Origin of the sequence: Neorhizobium populisoli, assembly GCF_019430945.1 — a bacterium.
GTDB classification, from domain to species: Bacteria; Pseudomonadota; Alphaproteobacteria; order Rhizobiales; family Rhizobiaceae; genus Neorhizobium; species Neorhizobium populisoli.
Window position 1 is genome coordinate 52,809 of sequence record NZ_JAHYCB010000005.1, and the last position, 19,531, is coordinate 72,339.

Consider the following 19,531-nt stretch of genomic DNA (forward strand, 5'->3'; position numbering starts at 1 on the left):
GGCCGCCGATTCTGAAATCATCGATCTACATAATAGCATGACATTGCGGGACCAACGTCCCGCCGTCGATGTCCCCGGCTATTTTAGTGATCCTGCGTCGCTGAATCACTTCGAAACATACTTCCGCCAGTCATGTTCCTCGACGAACCCCAACACCTCGCGGGCCTTGCGATTGCTGATCGGCGCCTCGTATTCGCCGATCTCGCCGGTGATCGGCGTACCCGGCGCATATTTCTGCAGAAAAGCCTTGGTCGGCTCATTCGCCGTGATCGTATCGTTCACCGCGTTGAACACCTGATAACCCAGCCCGTCCGTTTCGACGCAGCGATGGACGATCTGGCCGAGGTCTCGGGCGTCGATATAGCTCCAGGCATTGCGCTTGCGCGACGGCGGATCGGCGAGGAAGGCCGGGAAGCGGGCGTAATCTTCCGGCGAAATGACGTTGCCGATCCTCAGCGCATAGATATCGGCGCCGAAGCGCATCGAGAATGCGCGCGCCGTCTTCTCGTTGACCACTTTGGAAAGTCCGTAGCTGTCCATCGGATCGACGTCGTAATCCTCGGTCAGCGGAAAAGAGTGATAGTCCTTGTCGCCTTCGGCGAAGCAGACGCCATAGGTCGTTTCGCTCGAGGCGATGATCACCTTGCGAATGCCGAGCTTCATCGCCGCTTCGATGACATTGTAGGTGGAGACCGTGTTGGCGGCGAAGGTCGTGTTGTCCGGGCGCATCAGGATGCGCGGCACAGCGGCGAAATGCACCACCGCATCGACCGGCGCCGGCCCCTTGCCGGTTTCCAGTCCCTTGAAATTGAAATGCATCGAAAGCGCGTTGAAGGTTTCGCCGCTATCCGTCAGATCGGTGATGAGGGTATTGACGCCCGGATGGTCGAGCGGAACGAGGTCGAGGTTGAACACCTCGTGGCCCTGGCCCGTCAGATAGGGCACCACATGCCTGCCGGCCTTGCCGCTGCCGCCGGTGAATACGATCCGCTTGCCCATCATTCGCCTCCTCGCAAATCCGCCCTGCCCTGCACGGCCGACATCATAGCGGCTCGACAACGGGCGTGGATTAACTAGCGGCGAAAGTCTGCCGTTGCCAGCCACAAAAGGCCGGCAACGGCGAATTGATCGCGAGATCCTCAGAGGGTCTCGAGCTTGCCGAGTTCCTTGGCGACCAGGTAGTAGAAGGTGACGCGCGACTTGGAGCGGTCGGCAGCCATGGCCTTGGCAGCGGCTGCAACGGCGTTTTCGGCGGCTTCGCCGGTGACGCCGAGCTTCTTGCCGCACCAATTGGCGACGACGCGGTCGAGTTCGGTCTTGTCGCTGGCGGCGACATTGGCGGAATCGCGGTTGCGCAGAGCAATCCCGAGATGCTTCACGATCTTGCCCACGATTTCTTCGCTGGCGCCGGCGTCATACTTTTTCACATCATCGAAATATTCGCTCATGAACCCTCTCCTCGTTTGGATCGCTCCCGGAATTTCGGGAACATCGACAAGATCATGTTGTAGAAGCCATTTCGAATATTATGCAACCCCTTTTCATATGGGTTGGAAACGTCTATATGGGGCTTGCCGGACTTCGGTCCGGCTATGGCAATAAACGGCCGGTGTAATAAACCTATTGGACCCGGGGGCGGTACCCGGCGCCTCCACCATAAACCGGTCGGTCGATCTCTTGCGACCGGCTTATGATGGGGGCGAAATAGGATCGACAAGGGCGTAAAGATCGAACTTTTGCTCGGCATGATACCACCGTTATCGGGTCAAACAGTGTAGTTGCAAACGACAACAACGCTAAGGGTTATGCTCTCGCTGCCTAATGGCGGTGCGGGAAATCCGAACTAAGTCCTTACGGTTAGCCCCGTAAGGCGGGGTCCGAAGGCACCTGGCAACAGAAGCCTTCACCTTCCCGCCTCAGTCGAATATTATTGTTGCTGACTCGTGACCGGAAGCAGGGCTTTCCTGCGTCGGGGCGGCATGGCATAACGCGTCTACGAATGGCATAGCCCGTTTGGCGAAAAGACGAGAAGAACTGGGAAAGACAGGATCGCATGGGGCAGGATCACATCCGTTACGACATTCTGGCGCAGGATGCGCTTCGCGGCGTCATCCGCAAGGTCTTGACCGAAGTGGCGGCGACAGGCCGGCTTCCGGGCGACCATCACTTCTTCATCACCTTCCTGACCGGCGCGCCGGGCGTGCGCATTTCGCAGCATCTCAAGTCGAAATATGCCGAGCAGATGACCATCGTCATCCAGCACCAGTTCTGGGATCTGAAGATCACCGAAACGCAGTTCGAAGTCGGCCTTTCCTTCTCCGACACGCCGGAGCGCCTGGTCATCCCGTTCAACGCCATCCGCGGCTTCTACGATCCGTCGGTGAATTTCGAGCTCGAATTCGAAGTGCCGCTGGCCGACGAGGAAGAAGGCACCTCCGCCGAAATCACCGCGATCCCGGTCGAAGCTGTGGCGAAGCCGGCCGAAGGTGACGAAAAGCCGAAGAGCGACGAGGAAAAGAAGCCGGGTTCGGTCGTTTCCCTCGATTCCTTCCGCAAGAAACAATAACGCGGAGCGTCTTGGATGAGCGCCGAGATCGTCAACCTGCGCCAGTTCAAGAAAAGCAAGGCGCGGCTCGACAAGGAGAAGGAGGCGGAACAGAACCGCCTCACCTTCGGCCGCACGAAAGCGGAAAAGTCGCTCACCAAGGCACTGAACGAAAAATCGAAAAAGACGCTTGATCAGGGCAGGCTGGAAAAACCGGGTCATGACGACGGTAAACCGCGTCAGGACGACGAATGACCGGGTCAGCACAGCTGTCCCATTTTTGACGATCGTCAATCTTTTATCAACCAAACCTCCAGTGCCCTGCTTGACGGAACATGCGGCGCGGTTTGAATAGCCGCACTTGTCCAGATGGTCCCGGAGAGTTTCGTGATCCGCAAACATTCCGCGACGTTGCACGGCCATCGCACCAGCTTTTCCCTTGAGGACGAGTTCTGGATGGAACTGAAGGCGATTGCCGCCGCACGTCATATCAGCCTCGCAGCCCTGATCGCTGAAATCGACGACCAGCGCGCTGCCGACAGCAACCTGTCCTCGGCATTGCGCGTGTATGTTCTGAACTGGCTCAAGGCGAATTAAATCTACAATGTCAAAAAGCGCGAATTGACGTCATTATAATCGACGACGGCTGCTGGTTGAAATTTCCTACCAAAAATTAACCGGAGCGACTCAAGACAATCGACTAGCCTCGAAGCCGGGAATTTTCCCGGTTTTCCTTCCAGAGGTCATTTCATGGTCGACGCCGTTTCCTCCTCTTCCGCCGCCTCCACCCTTCTTTCCTCAGCCGGCTCGGGCGCGGCGAGCTCTGCAGATCTCGAAGCGCAGATTTCCTCCATGCAGGATACGCTTGCCAACGAGACCGATGAACAGAAGCGGGCCAAGATCGAAAAGCAGCTTGCAGAGCTCAAGGCGCAGCTGCAGGCAGCGCAGGCTGCCGAAAAGCTGAAGCAGGGCCACGCCCAGGCCGGTGATAAAACCTCCGCCCAGCAGGCCCAATCTTTGCTTTCAGGAGAAAGCGACAAGATCGGCACGAGCAATTTCGATGAAGCGACACCTTTCGGCGACCGCGAAGCCTGGGTCTGATCGGGCCCCTATCGCTGCACGCCCGGCAGGGTCGGCGAACCACCGGGCGCCAGTGGCGAAACGTCCTGGCGGAACGTGTTGTCCGGAATGATCAGCTGCGGCTGACCGGCGGGCGCTGGATTTTGCTGCTGCTGCCGCTGTTCGGCGGCGCGGGTCGCGGCTTCCGTTGCCTGCCGCTGACGCTCCGCCTCGGCCGCCTGCTGTTGGCGCACCCGCTCCTCGGCCGCGGCCTTTTCACGGGCCGCCTGCCGCTCCACAGCCTGGAAATTGTAGAGCGCCACCTCGCGGCGCAGCCGCTGCTTTTCGAGCACGCTCGCCTGCAGCGTCTCGACCCGGCGGCGCTCCTGCTCGAAGGCGCGCTGCGACAGGAAGTTGGTCACGGCCGAAACGTCGATCTGTTCCGCAGGCTTCGAGAGCGCGCCGGAATAATCGAGCCGCACGGTCGGATCGCCGCCCGCCAGGGCCTCTTCGCCGGCATTGTAGGTCAGCGCCACATCGGCACTCATCTGGTCGTCGAAAAGATCGAAACGCCCCTCGCCGGCCAGTTTCGTCGAACCGACGGTGGCCGCGATATTCTGGGCCCGTGCCTCGCCGGCGGTGATCGTCACCGGAATGGTCACGTCACCGATCGCAGCGCTGCCCTGATGGATCAGGCCGGCGACGAGCGGCCGCACCTTCGCCTCGGTAACCTCGCCGCCAAGCTTGTCGACAGCCGCCATCAGCGGCTTCAGCGCATCGCCATTGAGGCCCGCCACCGTCAGCCCCTTCAAGCGTAGCTCCGCCGATCCGCTGGACGCGCCGAGCAGTTCGGCAAAGGTCTTGCCGGTCGATTCCGCCGACATGGTGAAGCCGAGCCGGCCGGAAGCGACAGGCTTGCCCGCCGCGATCCATGAAACCGGCGCCAGATCGGCATCCTCGACCGAAAGCTTCGCCTGCAACAGGTCCGTGCCATTGCCGTTCGACATCATCAGCCGGCCGGCGAGCTTGCCGCCCTGCCAGGTGCCGGCGGCATTTTCGATGGTGATGCCGCTGCTGCGGTAAGCCACCTTGCCGGAAAAGCCGGCAATATTGCCGAGCGACCCGGCATGGAATGTCGCGGCCTTTACATCCAGCCCGACATCGGCGCCACCAAAGATCGGCGCCTGGAAGGGCTTCTTGGAGAAGGCGCCGGTCTGCGGGTCGCCGATCGTGCCGAACACCGCCTCGCCGAGCCAGGCAAGATCGACCGTGTCGACCGAAATCGCTCCGGTGGCCGGCATGCCCGGCGCCTTGCGGTCGACCTTGATGTCGCCGGCAAAGTTATTGCCTTCGGCATTTCCCTTCAGCGCCGAGGCCGTCAGGTCCTGCGCCGTCATGGCGAGATCGGCGTCCAGCGTCAGCGGCAGGCCGGTGCCGAATTGCGGCAGACCGATCCCGTTCATCAGCAGATAGGGCTCGATATCGGCACTCTTCAGCGCCAGATGACCGCGCCCCTCGCCAAAACCCGGATCCATAACGTTGACATCGCCGGTGAACGTCAGTGACGTCTTGTCCGTCTTGAACGACAGGTCGGTCTTCGCCGCACCCTGCGATCCTTGGCGCAGATTGAGTTCCACACGGCCTGCCCCGTCCCCGTCGAACGGCAGCGGGTCGAGTCCCGCCTGCCCCAGCAGAACCTGCGGCTGCGGATTGTCGAGTGTCGCGTGCAGCGACATGTCCGTGTCGCCCGTCAGGTCAAAAAGCCCCGGCAATTTCAGATCCGCATTGACGACGCTGCCGTTCGACTTGCCCTTCAGCCCAAGCTCGATGCCGCCGAGAGTGCCGCCGACCGTCAGGTTGGCATTGAGATCGGTATTGGCAAACCAAGCGGCATTGCGGGCCAGCCGCTGCAGCGCCGGATGCGGCATGAGCCTGTCGCGCAACATGGCGAAGAACGCGCCGGGATCGGCGGAGCGGAAGCTCATCGTGCCGTTGCCGGAATAGGAAAGCAGCGAGCCTTCCACTCTTCCCTTTGCGGAAATCGTCGCGCCCTCGATATTGCCGATCGTCAGCCGTTCCAGGGACAAGACACCGCCGGCCATGGTGAAGGCGGTATCGACATTGTTGGCCGCCACGCCAAAAGCGGTGAAACGATCGGCCTTCAGCGTTGCCGCGACACGATGGTCGAGCAGGTCCTGGCCGGCGTCGTCGCCGGTCACCAGCGAGGCAAGCGACCGCATCGCGTCGATGTCGATCTCGTTGCCGGCAAGGCTCATGGAGAGATTGGGCATCTGCCCCTGCGCCGACTGGCGCTCCAGCCGGCCCTTCAGCGTCGCCGGGCCGATCGCCAGTTCCAGTCCTTCGAACCGCTGCAGGTCCGGTGTCAGGTTGACCTTGGCCGAGAAACCGGCCGAGCGGAGCTGGCGGATTTCCGGCGCGACACGGCCCGACAACCAGTCGGAAAGACCGGACGGCTGGCTGGAAGCGACCAGCATGTCGCCGACGAAAGAGATGCGGTCGCGCAGGACGAGATTGCCCTTGGCTTCCAGCTGGGTGCGACCAGGCAGCGTCGCCACCACATTATCCACCGTCCAGCCGCGGCCGGCAGGACGCACATTCAGAGTGATGTCGCGGATCGTCGTATCCTTGGCGATCAGCGCCGGCAGCTTTAGTGTCGCGCGCCCCGGAACCTGCGGGATCGGGATCGAGGCCGCCATGCGGATGAAATTGTTGAGACGGCGCTGTGCCGACGCGGCCGGATCACGGCCGGTCTTGGCCTGGGCCCCGCCTTCTCCCAGCCGGTTGACGTCGATCTGCTGCCCGTCCGCGGTCAGCAGGAATTCCGGCTTCACGCCGGTATCGAGCGTCGCCTCGCCGGTGACCACATAGGGATTGTCGGTCGCGCCGACCTCCAGCCGGTATTGCGGAATGCGGATGCGCTCGTTGGTAAGCTCGAAACCGCCCTTGACCCGTGGACCGGGCGCCGGCGCCTTGACCGGTTCTTCCGCAGTCTCCTCCTCCAGAAAGTCGAGGGTGAAATTGCCGTTATAGGCAGGCCGGTTGTCGGCGGTCGTCAACTCGCCGTCGAGATTGAGTTCGACGGGCTGCGCATCCGGCCACAGCCGCAGCCGCAGCGGCACCCGCTTGGCCGCGACATCCGCCGTGCCGCTGGTCAGGCTGAACCGCGCCTCATATCCGTCCAGCGTCGCGTTGCCGTCACCGCGCCAGGGGCCGAGCAGCGATGCCGCCGACAGATCGGCGGAAAGGCCGGTAATGCGGCGCGAACGGCCCGTTTCCTCGTCGATCAGATCGACCTGACCGCCGGTGACATGCACATCCTCGATGACGACGGTGCGGGCCGGGATCTCCGCCTTGCTGCCGCGCATCCAGTCGAGCGTGCCGTCCTTCAGGAGACGGATACGCGCCTTGGGGTCTTCGATGCGCATGTCGAAAATGCGCGCCTCGCCTGACAGGAACGGCGCCAGTTCCAGATCCATGGAAAACCGCGCCACCTGCACCAGCGGCTGGCCGTCCGTATCGGCGCCGACACGCACGTCATGCAGGGTGATCGACGGGAATGGCAGGATACGCGCATCGACGGTTCCGTGAACGGAAACCTTCTTGCCGAGGATGCGGCTTGCCTGATCCTCGAAACTCACCCGGAAATTCGACCAGTCGACGAAGAACGGCGCCAGCAGCGCCGAAAACAGCGCTACGACCACCACGCCGCCGATCGTTATCATTATGCGTCCGAGCAAGTCTCTCTCTCCAAAGTCTCGCTAAAAAACTAGTTCCATTGGCTTCACAGGCAAGTCAAGCTTGCGGGAGCGCCTATTCGGTATTTCGGAAGATCTTGCCCGGATTGAAGATGTTTTGCGGGTCGAGGCTCGCCTTGATCGACCGCATCAGGTCCACCGCGCCGCCCAGCTCCTCTTCCAGGAACGCCATCTTGCCCTGGCCGATGCCGTGTTCGCCGGTGCAGGTGCCATCCATGGCCAGCGCCCGCCGGTTCAGCCGCTCGATGAAGGCTTCCACCTTCTCCACCGAGGCGGGCGACTTGCCGTCGAACAGCACGAGGACATGGAAATTGCCGTCACCCGCATGGCCGACGATCGGCGCCAGCAGGCCCTGTTCGGCAATATCGGCTTGCGTCTCGGCGACGCATTCCGCCAGCCGCGAAATCGGCACGCAGACATCGGTCGAAAGCCCGTCCAGTTCCGGCGCCAGCGCCCGGCTTGCCCAATAGGCATTGTGGCGGGCGTTCCACAGCTTGGCGCGCTCCTCGGCATTCGCCGTCCACTGGAATTCGTCGCCGCCACATTCGGACGCGATTTCGGCGAACTGCGCCGATTGCAGCGCAACGGTCTCTTCGGTGCCGTGGAATTCGAGGAAGAGCGTCGGCTTTTCCGGATAGGAGAGTTTCGAATAGGCGTTGCAGGCGCGCATCTGCACGTCGTCGAGCAGTTCGATGCGCGCCACCGGAATGCCCATCTGGATGGTCATGATGACAGCATCGCAGGCCGCCTTGACGCTCGGGAATGCGCAGACACCGCCACCGATCTTTTCCGGAATGCCCTGCAGCTTCAGCGTGACGGAGGTGATGACCCCGAGCGTGCCTTCCGAGCCGACAAAAAGCCGGGTCAGGTCGTAACCGGCGGACGATTTCTTGGCGCGCTGCGCGGTGCGGATTTCCTCACCGTTCGCCGTGACCACCGTCAGCGACAGGACATTGTCCTTCATCGTGCCGTAACGCACCGCATTTGTACCAGAGGCGCGGGTTGCCGCCATGCCGCCGATCGAGGCATTGGCGCCCGGATCGATCGGGAAGAACAGGCCGGTATCGCGCAACTCCCTGTTCAGTTCCTCGCGGGTGATGCCGGGCTCTACCGTTACGTCAAGGTCGGCCGGGCTGACGCGAAGCACCTTGTTCATCCGGCTGAAATCGATGGATATTCCGCCGGACGGCGCATTCACCTGACCTTCCAGCGAAGATCCCACGCCAAACGGAATGATCGGCACGCGATGCTCGGCACAGGCCCTGACGACGGCCGTTACATCTTCGGCGCTTTCGGCAAACACCACACCGTCCGGCAGCTGGGCCGGCAGATAGGTGGTGGTGTGGGCATGCTGTTCGCGAAAGGACTGGCCGGTCTGAAAACGCTCGCCGAGCGCCTGCTTGAGAATGCCGAGCACGGTCTTGATGCCGTCCTCGTTGCGAAGGCCCGCCTTCACGTCCCTGACCGCCATCACCATTCTCCTTCAATCTTTTCAAGGAATTGGTTAGGCGACGCACCGGCTTTTGTCCAGAAATTAAGCGCGTGTCGAAAGACGGATTCCGCCCTTGTTGCCCGTTTGCTTTTGTTCGGACGGGGCGCTGAAAGCTGCCTCGTAAATAAAGTAATAAGTGACACCTCTCAGCGCCCCGTTCGGCTGTTTTTATCCGCGACTTCGATCCCTCTGCGATGACGGGTTTTGTGGGCTATGCGGCGCCTCTCTTTTTGCAAAGAGGATCATGCACGCCATACTCTCCAGTGCCCGGCCATGACCGCCTCTCCCGACGATCGTTGCCGATCGACCGGGGACACCTTCACCACATGCGCCACGCGGCCCGGATCGATCAAGACCCTCGAACGCCGCAGGACGCCGCCCGCCACCCTCCAATGCCTCACAGGCACGCCCGGACGCGCTCTGAGGGAATGACGAGGAGCCGGTCCGACGGCCTTGCCTTGCCATTCCCGGTCGCCGGAGGGAGACCATTTTCCACGGACCCGGATGACGAGGTTTTGCGTCTCACCCTCAACCATCCGCACCGGCTCCGCATGACTGCCACGCCTGGCAGCGTATCCGATGCGGAACGGGAGAATTGTAGGAAGATATCCTCGGGCGGGGATGAAATTTATGAGGCGCCGGCCGGCGTCTGGCATTATCCTCTTGATCGCACTGACAACTATTTCTTCCGACGGCCATATCCGGCCGCCATTCTTCCACCTCTCATGTTTTCGGATTTTCAAGCGCAGGAGTTCAGCAATGTCGGTTATTGCAGTCATCGGAGCAGGCGCCATGGGCAGCGGCGTCGGCAGCCGCCTCGTCGCATGCGGCGCCGAAGTGCCGACCTATCTCGAAGGCCGTTCGGAGGCGACCAAGGCCCGCGCCCGCGCCGCCGGTATGCAGCCGGTCGGAATGGAGGCGATCGTTACGGCAGATATCATCCTGTCGATCATCCCGCCCTCGCAGGCTGTCGCTGTCGCGGGACAGGTGGCGGACGCGGCCCGCAAGCCGGTCACCTTCATCGACTGCAACGCCATCTCGCCGGAGACGATGAAGGACGTGGCGGCGGTATTCGACAACAGCCCGGTCGAGGTGCTGGACGGCTCGATCATCGGCGGCCCGCCGAAACCGGGTGATGCGAGCGCCCGCTTCTACATCAGCGGCGACCCGCAAAACCTGAGCGCTCCGCTTAGCGAGCACGGACTGGTGGTGCGCCGCATCGACGGCGCGATCGGCGCCGCTTCGGCCCTCAAAATGTGTTACGCCGGCATCAACAAGGGCCTCACCGGCCTCGCCACCGCGATGATGCTCGCGGCCATCCGCTCCGGCGCCGAAGAGAGCCTGAAACGCGAAGTGGCCGAAAGCCTGCCGGACCTCGACCGCAAGTTTGCCCACGCGCTGCCCGACATGTATCCGAAGGCCTATCGCTGGGTGGCGGAAATGGAAGAAATCGCAGCCTTCCTGGGCGATGACGATCCCGCCTCGCTGATCTATCGCGGCATGGCCGGGCTCTACAAAAAAATGGCGGATGACCGGGATGCGGGCGGGGAACTGGCAGAGAAGCTGAATGCGCTGCTGGCGCTAAAATAGAGGCCTCCGCCGAAGCATGCATACCCAATTCCGCGAGGCGATGCTCGGCGTCACGCCTCGCGCAAAGGCTTAACCCGCGCGACTTGACGCCCGACGACTGCTACAATAACTCGGGCGAAAAGTTCTCTCGTTCCACGATCATGGTGACTTATGGCGGCACATCTCGGTTTGCGCAGTCTGTTTTCTCGCAAGAAAAAAAGGGATGACGCGGAATTCGAACGTGAAGAAATCGAATTCCTGCGCAAGCGCGGCGTCACCGTCTACCTGGATATCGGCGCCAATACTGGACAGACCGGACAGCGCCTGCGAAAGAAGGGCTGGCAGGGACGCATTTGTTCCTTCGAACCGATCCCCGAATGTTACGAAAAGCTGGCTGTCCTTGCGGCAGCACATTCGGACTGGAAAGCCTTCAACCAGGCTGTCGGCGATGAGGATGGACAGGCCACGATCGGCATATCGGAAAACCGTGTGTCGAGCTCGCTGCGAGCCGCGACCGACCTGCTCGTATCCATCTATGAGCCGATCCGATACGAGGCCAGCGTAGCCGTTCCTCTGGTTCGGCTTGACAGCCTCTTCGATCAGCTTGCTTCGGAGAGTGACGTCGTCCACCTGAAGATCGATACTCAGGGGTATGAACGCAACGTCATCCTGGGCGCTGCGAACGCACTGCAACGCATCGATTCAGTGCGCATGGAAGTCGCGGTTTCCGAAATGTATGCGGGTGAAATGGTGCTTCCGGAGGCAATCACGCTGATGACCAGCATGGGCTTCGTCCTCATCGAAGCCTGGCCGGCCTGGAGACATCCACGCACCAAGGAGGTCGTTCACTTCGACCTTCTGTTCCGCAAGGGAACGATCGAGATCTGAGAATATCGTCAGATGTGCCGAACCGACTTCGGCACATCTCGATCGTTCAGGATCACTCGGCAGCCAAAAGCGGCGGCTCCTTGTCCTTTTCCTTCTCGTCCTCTTCATCCTCGTCCGCCTTCTTCAGGTGCTTGCGGGCCGAGGCATGTGCCAGTTCCTCGTGGAAGCGGGCTTCCTCGTGGACATGCGGCTTGGCGAAGCGGGCGAGCAGGAGATAGGCGACCGGCGTGATGAACAGCGTCACCAGCACGGCGAAGCCGAGGCCACCGACGATGACCCAGCCGAGTGCGACGCGGGCTTCCGCACCGGCGCCCTGGGCGAGTACCAGCGGCACGCCGCCGATGATCGTGGCGATCATCGTCATCATGACCGGACGCAGGCGCATGGCGCAGGCCTTTTCGATCGCCTCGCGCACCCCGGCGCCATGATCGCGCAGCTGGTTGGCGAATTCCACGATCAGGATGCCGTTCTTCGCCATGACCCCGACAAGCAGGACGAGGCCGATCTGGCTGTAGACGTTGAGGCTGGAATCGGTGAGCACCAGCGCGATGGCGGCGCAGGCAAGGCCGAGCGGCACGGTCGACATGATGATGATCGACGACAGCACGCTTTCGAACTGCGCGGCCAGCACCAGGAAGATGATGGCGATCGCGAAACCGAAGGTCATCACCATGGCGTTGGAGTTTTCACCCAGCGTCTTGGCTTCCGCCATCGGCATCAGGCGGACGCCCGGTACCATCAGCGGCTTTGCGAGCGCCGTCATTTCCTTGACCGCATCACCGAGCGCCACGCCGTCGCGCAGACCGGACGAGATCGACACGGAAGCGAGCTGTTCTTCGCGGTTGAGCTGCGGCGCGACCGCGCCTTCCGTCAGCTTGGCGATGGTCGACATCGGCACGATCTTGCCGTCGCCCGTCTTCAGGAAGATGTTTTCGAGATCGGTCGGATCGTCGATCGGGCGTGTGTTGGAAGTGAGCTTCACCGGCAGCGCGTCGCCATCGACGAACACATCCACCAGCGAGCGGCCTTCGAGCAGCGACTGCATGGCGGTCGAAAGGCCGGTAATGTCGATGCCGAGGTCGGACGCGCGCTCGCGGTCGATCGAGACGGAGAGCTGCGCCTGGGTCGGTTCGTTGGTGAGGCGCGGCGTATCGAAGAGCGGGCTGGTTTCCATCTGCGAGACGAGCTTCAGCGCCGTCTCGGTCAGCTTGGTATAGTCGTTGCCGACCAGCGCCATCTGCAGACCGTTGCCGGCGCCGCGGATCTTCAGGCTGTTGGCCTGGTTGATGAAGCCACGCAGGGCCGGAACCCGCATCATCGCCGCATTGACGTCGGTGGCGATCTGGTCCTGGCTGCGGCTACGCTGATCCCAGGGCGCCAGTGTCAGCACCATGAAACCGCTGTTCTTGGAATTGTTGAAGCCGGAGATCGAGAAGATATTGGTGATCTCGCCGGAATCGCGCAGCGGCTTCAGGTTCTCTTCCACCCGCTGCATCTGGTCGCGGGTGAAATCGAGGCTGACGCCCTGCGGCGCGTTCAAACGCAGCATGATCGTCGCGCGATCTTCACGCGGCGTCAGCTCGCTCTTGACGAGGCCGAAGATATTGTAGGCGGCGATCGAGAAGATCACCGAGAAGACGATGACCACCATCGGCGCGTCGAGGCAGAAATGCAGGGCGCGCGCATAGACGCTGGCAAATGCATTGCCGAAGGCGCCGAGCAGGCCGTGATGTTCCTTCATCGGCTTGGTCAGCATGCGCGAGGCCAGCATCGGGCAAAGGGTCAGCGCTGTGATCGACGACAGGCCGACCGAAAACGCCAGCACGAAACCAAATTCCTTGAACAACCCGCCGATCTGGCCGGGCAGGAAGGAGAGCGGAATGAACACGGCGGCCAGTGTCGCGGTCGTGGCGATGACGGCGAAGAACACCTCCTGGGTGCCGAGCACGGCGGCCGCGCGCGGTCCCATGCCTTCGGATCGCCGCCGCACGATGTTTTCGAGCACGACGATCGCGTCGTCCACCACCAGACCGGTGGCGAGCACGATCGCAAGCAGCGTCAGGATATTGATCGAGAAACCGACCAGATAGATCGCCACCAGTGTGCCGATCAGCGCCACCGGCATGGTGATCGCCGGAATGAGCGTCGCGCGGAAGTCGCGCAGGAAGAGGAAGATGACCGCGAAGACGACCGTCGCCGACAGGATCAGCGCGATCTCGACTTCGTGCAGCGCGCCCTGGATGAAGATCGCGTCGTCGCCGGTAATGGCGATATTGGTGCCGGGCGGCAGGGTCTTCGCCATTTCGGCGACGGCCGCCTTGACGCCATCGGAAATGTCGAGCGTGTTGGACTGCGCCTGGCGGATGATGCCGAGGCCGACGCCCTGCACGCCGTTAGACCGCAGCACGGTCGCGCCGTCATCGGGACCGAGCGCCACGGTCGCCACATCGCGGATGCGGATGTTCGGGCCGATCATGACGTTTTCGAAATCCTGCGGCTTCGTCAGGCTGGCGGTGGTGCGCACCACGATGTCCTGCGTCGTGCTTTTCAGCGAGCCGGCCGGAACGTCGAGCGCAGCACTCGCCAGCGCCTTCGACACGTCGGCGACGGTCAACCCGCGACCGGCGAGCGCCGACTGGTTGATATCGACGCGGAACACCTTATCCTGGTCGCCGTAAAGCTGCACGTCGGCCACGCCTTCGACGGCGGCCAGACGGTCGACGATCTCGTTGTTGACGAGCTGCGTCAGGTCTTCCATCGACATCTTGTTCGAGGTGACGGCGAGACGCATGATCGCGTCGGAATCCGCATCCGCCTTGACGATGCGCGGCTCGTCGACCTCATCCGGCAACTGGTTGCGGATACGGCCGACGGCATCGCGCGCATCGTTGGCGGCTTCCGACAGGTTGACCGTGTCGTTGAATTCCATCGTCACGCGGCTGATGCCGAACTGCGACTGCGACGATAGCGCCTTCAGGCCCGAGACGCGGGCGACCGCGCCTTCGATGACCTGGGTGACTTCCTGGTCCATGGTCTGCGGCGAGGCGCCGTCGTAATTGGTGGTGACCGTGATGATCGGCCGGTCGACGTCCGGCAGTTCGCGCACTTCGACCCCGGCAAGCGCCGCAAGGCCCGCAACGACCAGCAGCGTGTTCAGAACGGCAGCAAGGATCGGCCGGCGAACCCAGATGGCCGTGAAGCTGTTCGAGGACTTGTCGTCTGCCACCTTGCCTTCGCCCCCTTTCGCGTCCTGGGGCTTGTTGTCGTTATCGTCGTGACCAAAACCGGGAAGTTCGATCTTCATTGGCTGGCCACCTCTGCCCCTTCCTGAGCACCGAAGACGCGGACCGGCGCGCCTTCGCGCACGCGCTGCAGGCCTTCCGTCACGATCCTGTCGCCTTCATTCAGCTTGGCATCGACAAGCACGGCATCCGGATTGCGCTGGATGATACGCACGCGGGCCTTGACCGACTTGTTGTCCTTGATCTGCCAGACGTAGGAACCTTCGCTGTCCCACTGCACGGCGAGCGGATCGACGGCCGGATATTTCTCGCCGGCAAAACGCATGCCGACGCTGAAGGCCATGCCGGCGCGCAAGACGTCGCCCGGGTTTTCCACCTTGGCGCGGATACGCATCGTGCGGCTGGCCGGATCGATGCGGTTGTCGATCGCGTCCACCTTGCCGGAGAACACCTGGCCGGGACGCGCCACCGAATTCGCCTCAACCGCCTGGCCGGGCAGGATCGCCACGGCGAAACGCTCCGGCGCCCAGAAATCGACGAGGATGGCCGAACGGTCGTCGACCGTGACGATGCTGGTCTGGTTGGTGACGTTGTCGCCCATGTTGATCGCCACGATACCGGCAATGCCTTCGATCGGCGAAACGATGTCGCGGCGCTTCAGGTTGAGTTCGGCGGTGGAGAGCGCCAGCCTGGCGGCCTGTTCGGCGATCTGTGCGTTCAGGACGTCGAGACGCGAGAAGGACTGGAGGTTCTTGTAGGAAGCGGACTTTTCCTGGGCGCTGTTCAATGCGACCTGCGCCTTTTCGCGCTCGATCAACTGCTCGTCATCGTCGAGACGGGCGAGAACCTGGCCCTTGGCGACCCGCTGGCCGGAAACCACCATGATGTCATGGATCGTGCCGGAAGCCTGCGGCATGACGACGACGGACTGGATGGCCTCGCCGCTGCCGATCGCCGACAGGCGGTCGTTGACCGTGCCGATCACCACCGGCTGCGCCACGACCAGCGTCATGCGGTTGCCGCCCTGGCCGCGCTGCTGGCCCTGCCCTGCCTGGCCGCCCTGCCCTGCCTGGCCGCCCTGCCCTGCCTGGCCGCCCTGTCCTGCCTGGCCGCCTGTCTGGGCCTGCTGCCGCTGGCCGCCATTGGCGTTGCCTTGCGCCTGGTTGTTCTGCTGGGCGGCCGCCTTCGGATGGATGACGGCATTCACTTGCGCAATCACATCTTTGGGAACGCCCCATTTGGCCAATGTATCGCCGGCAGTCGGCACCATATAAATCCACAGGCCGAGTGCAGCGGCGAGCAGCACGAGACACAGGAAGAACTGTTTCCAAATCCGCATTCAATTCTCCGGGCCCGTCGTTTAGGGCCAATTTCTCGAGCGAGACACGCGCAGGCCATTTTGCGCCAATTATCCTTTATTTCAGGGTCCCTGCGCAATGGGTGCCGTGCAATCTTACGGATTTGTAATCTCACGAAAATTTCAAAAGAATTTGACAGTCGCTATGCTTTTTGAATGGGCAGTTCTTGCCCTTTTTCCAATCTTTTTGCCCAGAGCATCACACTTTAGCCGCCCCTTGCAAAGACTATGGGAATAAAAGAAGAACATCTTCTGGTCTTTCAGGTCCGAATCATTACATTGACCCGCATGACGAATAGCTTCGACGACATACCGTTTTTTGACGAGGAACCCGATCCGGCATCCCGCAAGACGGCACGTTCCAACAACCCTGCCCCCGCTCCGCAGCCTTCTGCCGGCGGGCATAGTGGGGGTCTGGGCATTGCTGCGCGCGCCATGGCGGCCCGCGATGGCGGGCGCGCCTCGTCCGAATATCTGTCCGGCCTCAACCCGGAACAGCGCGAGGCGGTCGAGACGATCGACGGCCCGGTTCTGGTTCTGGCCGGCGCCGGCACCGGCAAGACCCGTGTGCTCACCACCCGCATCGCCCATATTCTCGCGACCGGAAAAGCGTTTCCGAGCCAGATCCTGGCAGTCACCTTCACCAACAAGGCGGCGCGCGAGATGAAGGAGCGCATCGGCGTCCTCGTCGGCGGCGCGGTCGAAGGCATGCCCTGGCTCGGCACCTTCCACTCGATCGGCGTCAAGCTGTTGCGCCGCCACGCGGAACTGGCCGGAATCCGCTCTGATTTCACCATTCTCGACACTGACGACGTGGTGCGGCTGATCAAACAGCTGATCCAGGCGGAAGGCCTGGACGACAAGCGCTGGCCGGCCAAACAGTTCGCCGGCATGATCGACGGCTGGAAAAACAAGGGCCTGCTGCCCGCCGACATTCCCGAAGGCGACGCCCGCGCCTTCGCCAACGGCAAGGGGCGCGAGCTTTACGCCGCCTATCAGGCACGCCTGCGCACGCTGAACGCCTGCGATTTCGGCGACCTGCTGCTGCACCCGATCGCCATTTTCCGCAAGGCGCCGGACCTGCTGAAGGAGTATCACGGCCGGTTCAAATACATCCTGGTCGACGAATATCAGGACACCAACACCGCCCAATATATGTGGCTGCGGCTGCTTGCCCAGCGGCCGAAGGGCGTGGCCCAGAACGTCTGCTGCGTCGGCGACGACGACCAGTCGATCTATGGCTGGCGCGGCGCGGAAGTGGACAACATTCTGCGCTTCGAAAAGGATTTTCCGGGCGCGAAAGTCATCAAGCTGGAGCGTAATTACCGCTCCACCGAACATATTCTCGGCGCCGCCGGCCATCTGATCGCGCATAACGAAGGTCGGCTTGGCAAGACCCTGTTCACCGACCGGGTAAACCCCGATGACGAAAAGGTGATGGTGCATGCAGCCTGGGATTCCGAAGAGGAAGCCCGCGCCGTCGGTGAGGAAATCGAAAACCTGCAGCGCGGCGGCTCGGATGGCAGGAAACACGCGCTGAACGACATGGCGATCCTGGTGCGCGCCTCCTTCCAGATGCGCGAGTTCGAAGACCGGTTCGTGACGCTTGGCCTCAATTACCGCGTCATCGGCGGCCCGCGCTTCTACGAGCGGCTCGAAATCCGCGATGCGATGGCCTATTTCCGCATGGTCTGCCAGCCGGCCGATGACCTCGCCTTCGAACGGATCATCAACACGCCGAAACGCGGCCTCGGCGACACGACCATGCGTTACCTGCACGATTACGCCCGTGCCCGCGACATCCCCATGCTGCAGGCATCGTCCGACATCATCGAGACGGACGAGCTGAAGCCGAAGGCGCGCAAGGCGCTGTTCGACGTGGTGACGGATTTCAAGCGCTGGCAGGGCCTCTTGGAAAACACCCTGCACACCACGCTGGCCGAGCAGATCCTCGACGAGAGCGGCTACACAGCCATGTGGCAGAACGACAAATCCGCCGAAGCGCCGGGCCGGCTGGAAAACCTCAAGGAACTCGTACGCTCGATGGAAGCCTTCGAGAGCCTGCGCGGTTTCCTCGAACACGTCTCGCTGGTTATGGATGCCGAGAAGAACGAGAACCTCGACGCCGTCTCGATCATGACGCTCCACTCGGCCAAGGGTCTGGAATTCGACACCGTCTTCCTGCCCGGCTGGGAGGAAGGCCTGTTCCCGCATCAGCGGGCGCTCGACGAAGGCGGCCGCTCGGGGCTGGAGGAAGAACGCCGCCTCGCCTATGTCGGCATCACCCGCGCCAAACATCGCTGCCACATCTGGTTCGTCTCGAACCGCCGCATCCACGGCCTGTGGCAATCCACCATGCCGTCACGCTTCCTCGACGAACTGCCGCAGGCGCATGTCGACGTCGCGGTGGGTGAATCGAACTACGGCGGTTACGGCGGCCGCGGCGGCGGTTACGGCCAGTCCCGCTTCGACAAGGCCGATCCCTTCGCCGGCAACAGCTATTCGACCCCCGGCTGGAAACGCGCCCAGGCCAACAAGACCGACGCCACCCGCGACAACTGGGGCACCCGCTCCGGCCACGCCGTCGAACGCATCGGTTATGGCGAAAGCGGGCCAAGGACGCGAACGATCGACGGGGAACTGGTGGCGAAATCGGTGGCGGATACTCCGTCGAAGTTCTTCGTCGGGGATCGGGTGTTCCACGTCAAGTTCGGCAACGGGAATGTCGCCGCGATCGAGGGGAACAAGCTGACGATCGAGTTCGACAAGGCCGGGCAGAAGCGAGTGCTGGACGGGTTTGTGGAGCGAGTTTGATAAAGGCAGAGGATATGCCTATGACCCTTAATCTGGAGGCTCCGGAAGCAGCCAAGGCTATTCTCCGCGAAATGCCAGAGATGTCGAAGCAGCCGGCAAAAAACAACCGCCAGCGAACCCAAATCAGCTAGGCTTTGATATTTATGGGTAGCTCGGCCGCGTGAAATCGCCGAGACCGTGACCACTCCATTGAAAATGGTAGGCACGGTTTCCTCCTAATCGACCTCCGGCATGTTCATCATTTTCAGCCTCCCTGCCACCCGCTACCGTACTACTTGAATTCTACAATTCCACGGGAGGGAATATTATGAAGTGGTCGTTCAAAATGCACGAGTTTATGATGTCTTTGGACCTCGCAGCGGAATGTCATTCCTGACTACAAAGCTCAATTCTAGTATCCAGATTATCTGAAATTTGGATTTTGATATGACTAAAGATGATATACTGTCTTTTTTGAAAATATTGTCTCGTCGCGGTATGTATGTTGACGATCATAATCTCGATGAGTTTTTTGGCTTTGTTGCCGGATTTGATGCAGCGTGCGAGCTTTCTATACTTAAAGATTTTCGGGCATGGTTATTAATTAAATATCCTCAGGCGAATGGTCCGTTCGGTTGGCCAACTCTAGTTCGCCAGATTTTACCCGATGACCTAGAAGGCAAAGAAGCTGTTGACGCTTTCGTTGATATATTGCAGCTTTTTTTAGCTGAGACCCATAAAACTACAGATGTTACATAATACTCTTTTGACGAAGCTTTTAAGTACCGTAAATCTCTCTTGTCAGCCTCC

14 protein-coding genes and 1 other RNA gene are annotated in these 19,531 nt (G+C 61.6%); 9 read left to right on the forward strand and 6 right to left on the reverse strand.

What is annotated here, in order from left to right; all coding sequences use genetic code 11:
- Positions 1-105: 105 nt before the first annotated feature.
- Both KX729_RS14515 and KX729_RS14520 read right to left on the reverse strand, forming a co-directional pair.
- The gene (locus KX729_RS14515) at positions 106-999 is read right to left on the reverse strand and encodes an NAD-dependent epimerase/dehydratase family protein (RefSeq protein WP_219743194.1); all 894 of its coding nucleotides are present in this window, start codon (positions 997-999) and stop codon (positions 106-108) included.
- A gap of 140 nt (positions 1,000-1,139) precedes the next feature.
- The gene (locus tag KX729_RS14520) at positions 1,140-1,448 is read right to left on the reverse strand and encodes a DUF2853 family protein (protein WP_219743195.1); all 309 of its coding nucleotides are present in this window, start codon (positions 1,446-1,448) and stop codon (positions 1,140-1,142) included.
- 86 nt (positions 1,449-1,534) lie between these two features.
- Here KX729_RS14520 and ssrA point away from each other — a divergent pair.
- From ssrA to KX729_RS14545, 5 genes are all read left to right on the forward strand, one after another.
- Positions 1,535-1,908: a transfer-messenger RNA gene (gene ssrA / locus KX729_RS14525) on the forward strand.
- A 145-nt stretch (positions 1,909-2,053) separates the two neighbouring features.
- Positions 2,054-2,566, forward strand: coding sequence for an SspB family protein (locus KX729_RS14530; protein WP_219743196.1), 513 nt, complete (start codon positions 2,054-2,056; stop codon positions 2,564-2,566).
- 15 nt (positions 2,567-2,581) lie between these two features.
- Entirely contained in the window at positions 2,582-2,800 is a 219-nt protein-coding gene (locus KX729_RS14535) for a DUF4169 family protein (protein WP_219743197.1), read from the forward strand.
- Positions 2,801-2,932: 132 nt separating this feature from the next.
- Positions 2,933-3,142, forward strand: a complete 210-nt coding sequence (locus tag KX729_RS14540) for a ribbon-helix-helix domain-containing protein (protein WP_219743198.1) — start codon at positions 2,933-2,935, stop codon at positions 3,140-3,142.
- A 153-nt stretch (positions 3,143-3,295) separates the two neighbouring features.
- On the forward strand, positions 3,296-3,646 hold the full coding sequence (locus KX729_RS14545; RefSeq protein ID WP_219743199.1) for a hypothetical protein: 351 nt from the start codon (positions 3,296-3,298) through the stop codon (positions 3,644-3,646).
- Between the two features lie 8 nt (positions 3,647-3,654).
- Here KX729_RS14545 and KX729_RS14550 read toward each other — a convergent pair whose 3' ends face one another.
- Both KX729_RS14550 and KX729_RS14555 read right to left on the reverse strand, forming a co-directional pair.
- Positions 3,655-7,362 (reverse strand): AsmA family protein, encoded by a 3,708-nt coding sequence (locus tag KX729_RS14550; protein WP_219743200.1) that lies wholly within the window; start codon positions 7,360-7,362, stop codon positions 3,655-3,657.
- A 73-nt stretch (positions 7,363-7,435) separates the two neighbouring features.
- Positions 7,436-8,851 (reverse strand): FAD-binding oxidoreductase, encoded by a 1,416-nt coding sequence (locus KX729_RS14555; RefSeq protein WP_219743201.1) that lies wholly within the window; start codon positions 8,849-8,851, stop codon positions 7,436-7,438.
- A 780-nt stretch (positions 8,852-9,631) separates the two neighbouring features.
- Here KX729_RS14555 and KX729_RS14560 point away from each other — a divergent pair.
- Together KX729_RS14560 and KX729_RS14565 are read left to right on the forward strand one after the other, a co-directional pair.
- A complete protein-coding gene (locus KX729_RS14560; protein ID WP_219743202.1) occupies positions 9,632-10,462 on the forward strand; it encodes an NAD(P)-dependent oxidoreductase in 831 nt (276 codons plus the stop codon).
- A gap of 150 nt (positions 10,463-10,612) precedes the next feature.
- Complete coding sequence (locus KX729_RS14565; RefSeq protein ID WP_219743203.1) at positions 10,613-11,329, forward strand: FkbM family methyltransferase; 717 nt, start codon at positions 10,613-10,615, stop codon at positions 11,327-11,329.
- A 52-nt stretch (positions 11,330-11,381) separates the two neighbouring features.
- On the opposite strand, the gene KX729_RS14570 is transcribed toward KX729_RS14565, so the two are convergent.
- A complete protein-coding gene (locus KX729_RS14570; RefSeq protein ID WP_219743204.1) occupies positions 11,382-14,633 on the reverse strand; it encodes an efflux RND transporter permease subunit in 3,252 nt (1,083 codons plus the stop codon).
- On the reverse strand, positions 14,630-15,910 hold the full coding sequence (locus tag KX729_RS14575; RefSeq protein WP_219743205.1) for an efflux RND transporter periplasmic adaptor subunit: 1,281 nt from the start codon (positions 15,908-15,910) through the stop codon (positions 14,630-14,632). The genes KX729_RS14570 and KX729_RS14575 overlap by 4 nt, the downstream gene beginning before the upstream one ends.
- 306 nt (positions 15,911-16,216) lie before the next feature.
- Here KX729_RS14575 and KX729_RS14580 point away from each other — a divergent pair, with 306 nt between their 5' ends.
- Complete coding sequence (locus tag KX729_RS14580; RefSeq protein WP_219743715.1) at positions 16,217-18,742, forward strand: ATP-dependent helicase; 2,526 nt, start codon at positions 16,217-16,219, stop codon at positions 18,740-18,742.
- A 426-nt stretch (positions 18,743-19,168) separates the two neighbouring features.
- A complete protein-coding gene (locus KX729_RS14585) occupies positions 19,169-19,480 on the forward strand; it encodes a hypothetical protein (RefSeq protein ID WP_219743206.1) in 312 nt (103 codons plus the stop codon).
- Positions 19,481-19,531: the final 51 nt, after the last annotated feature.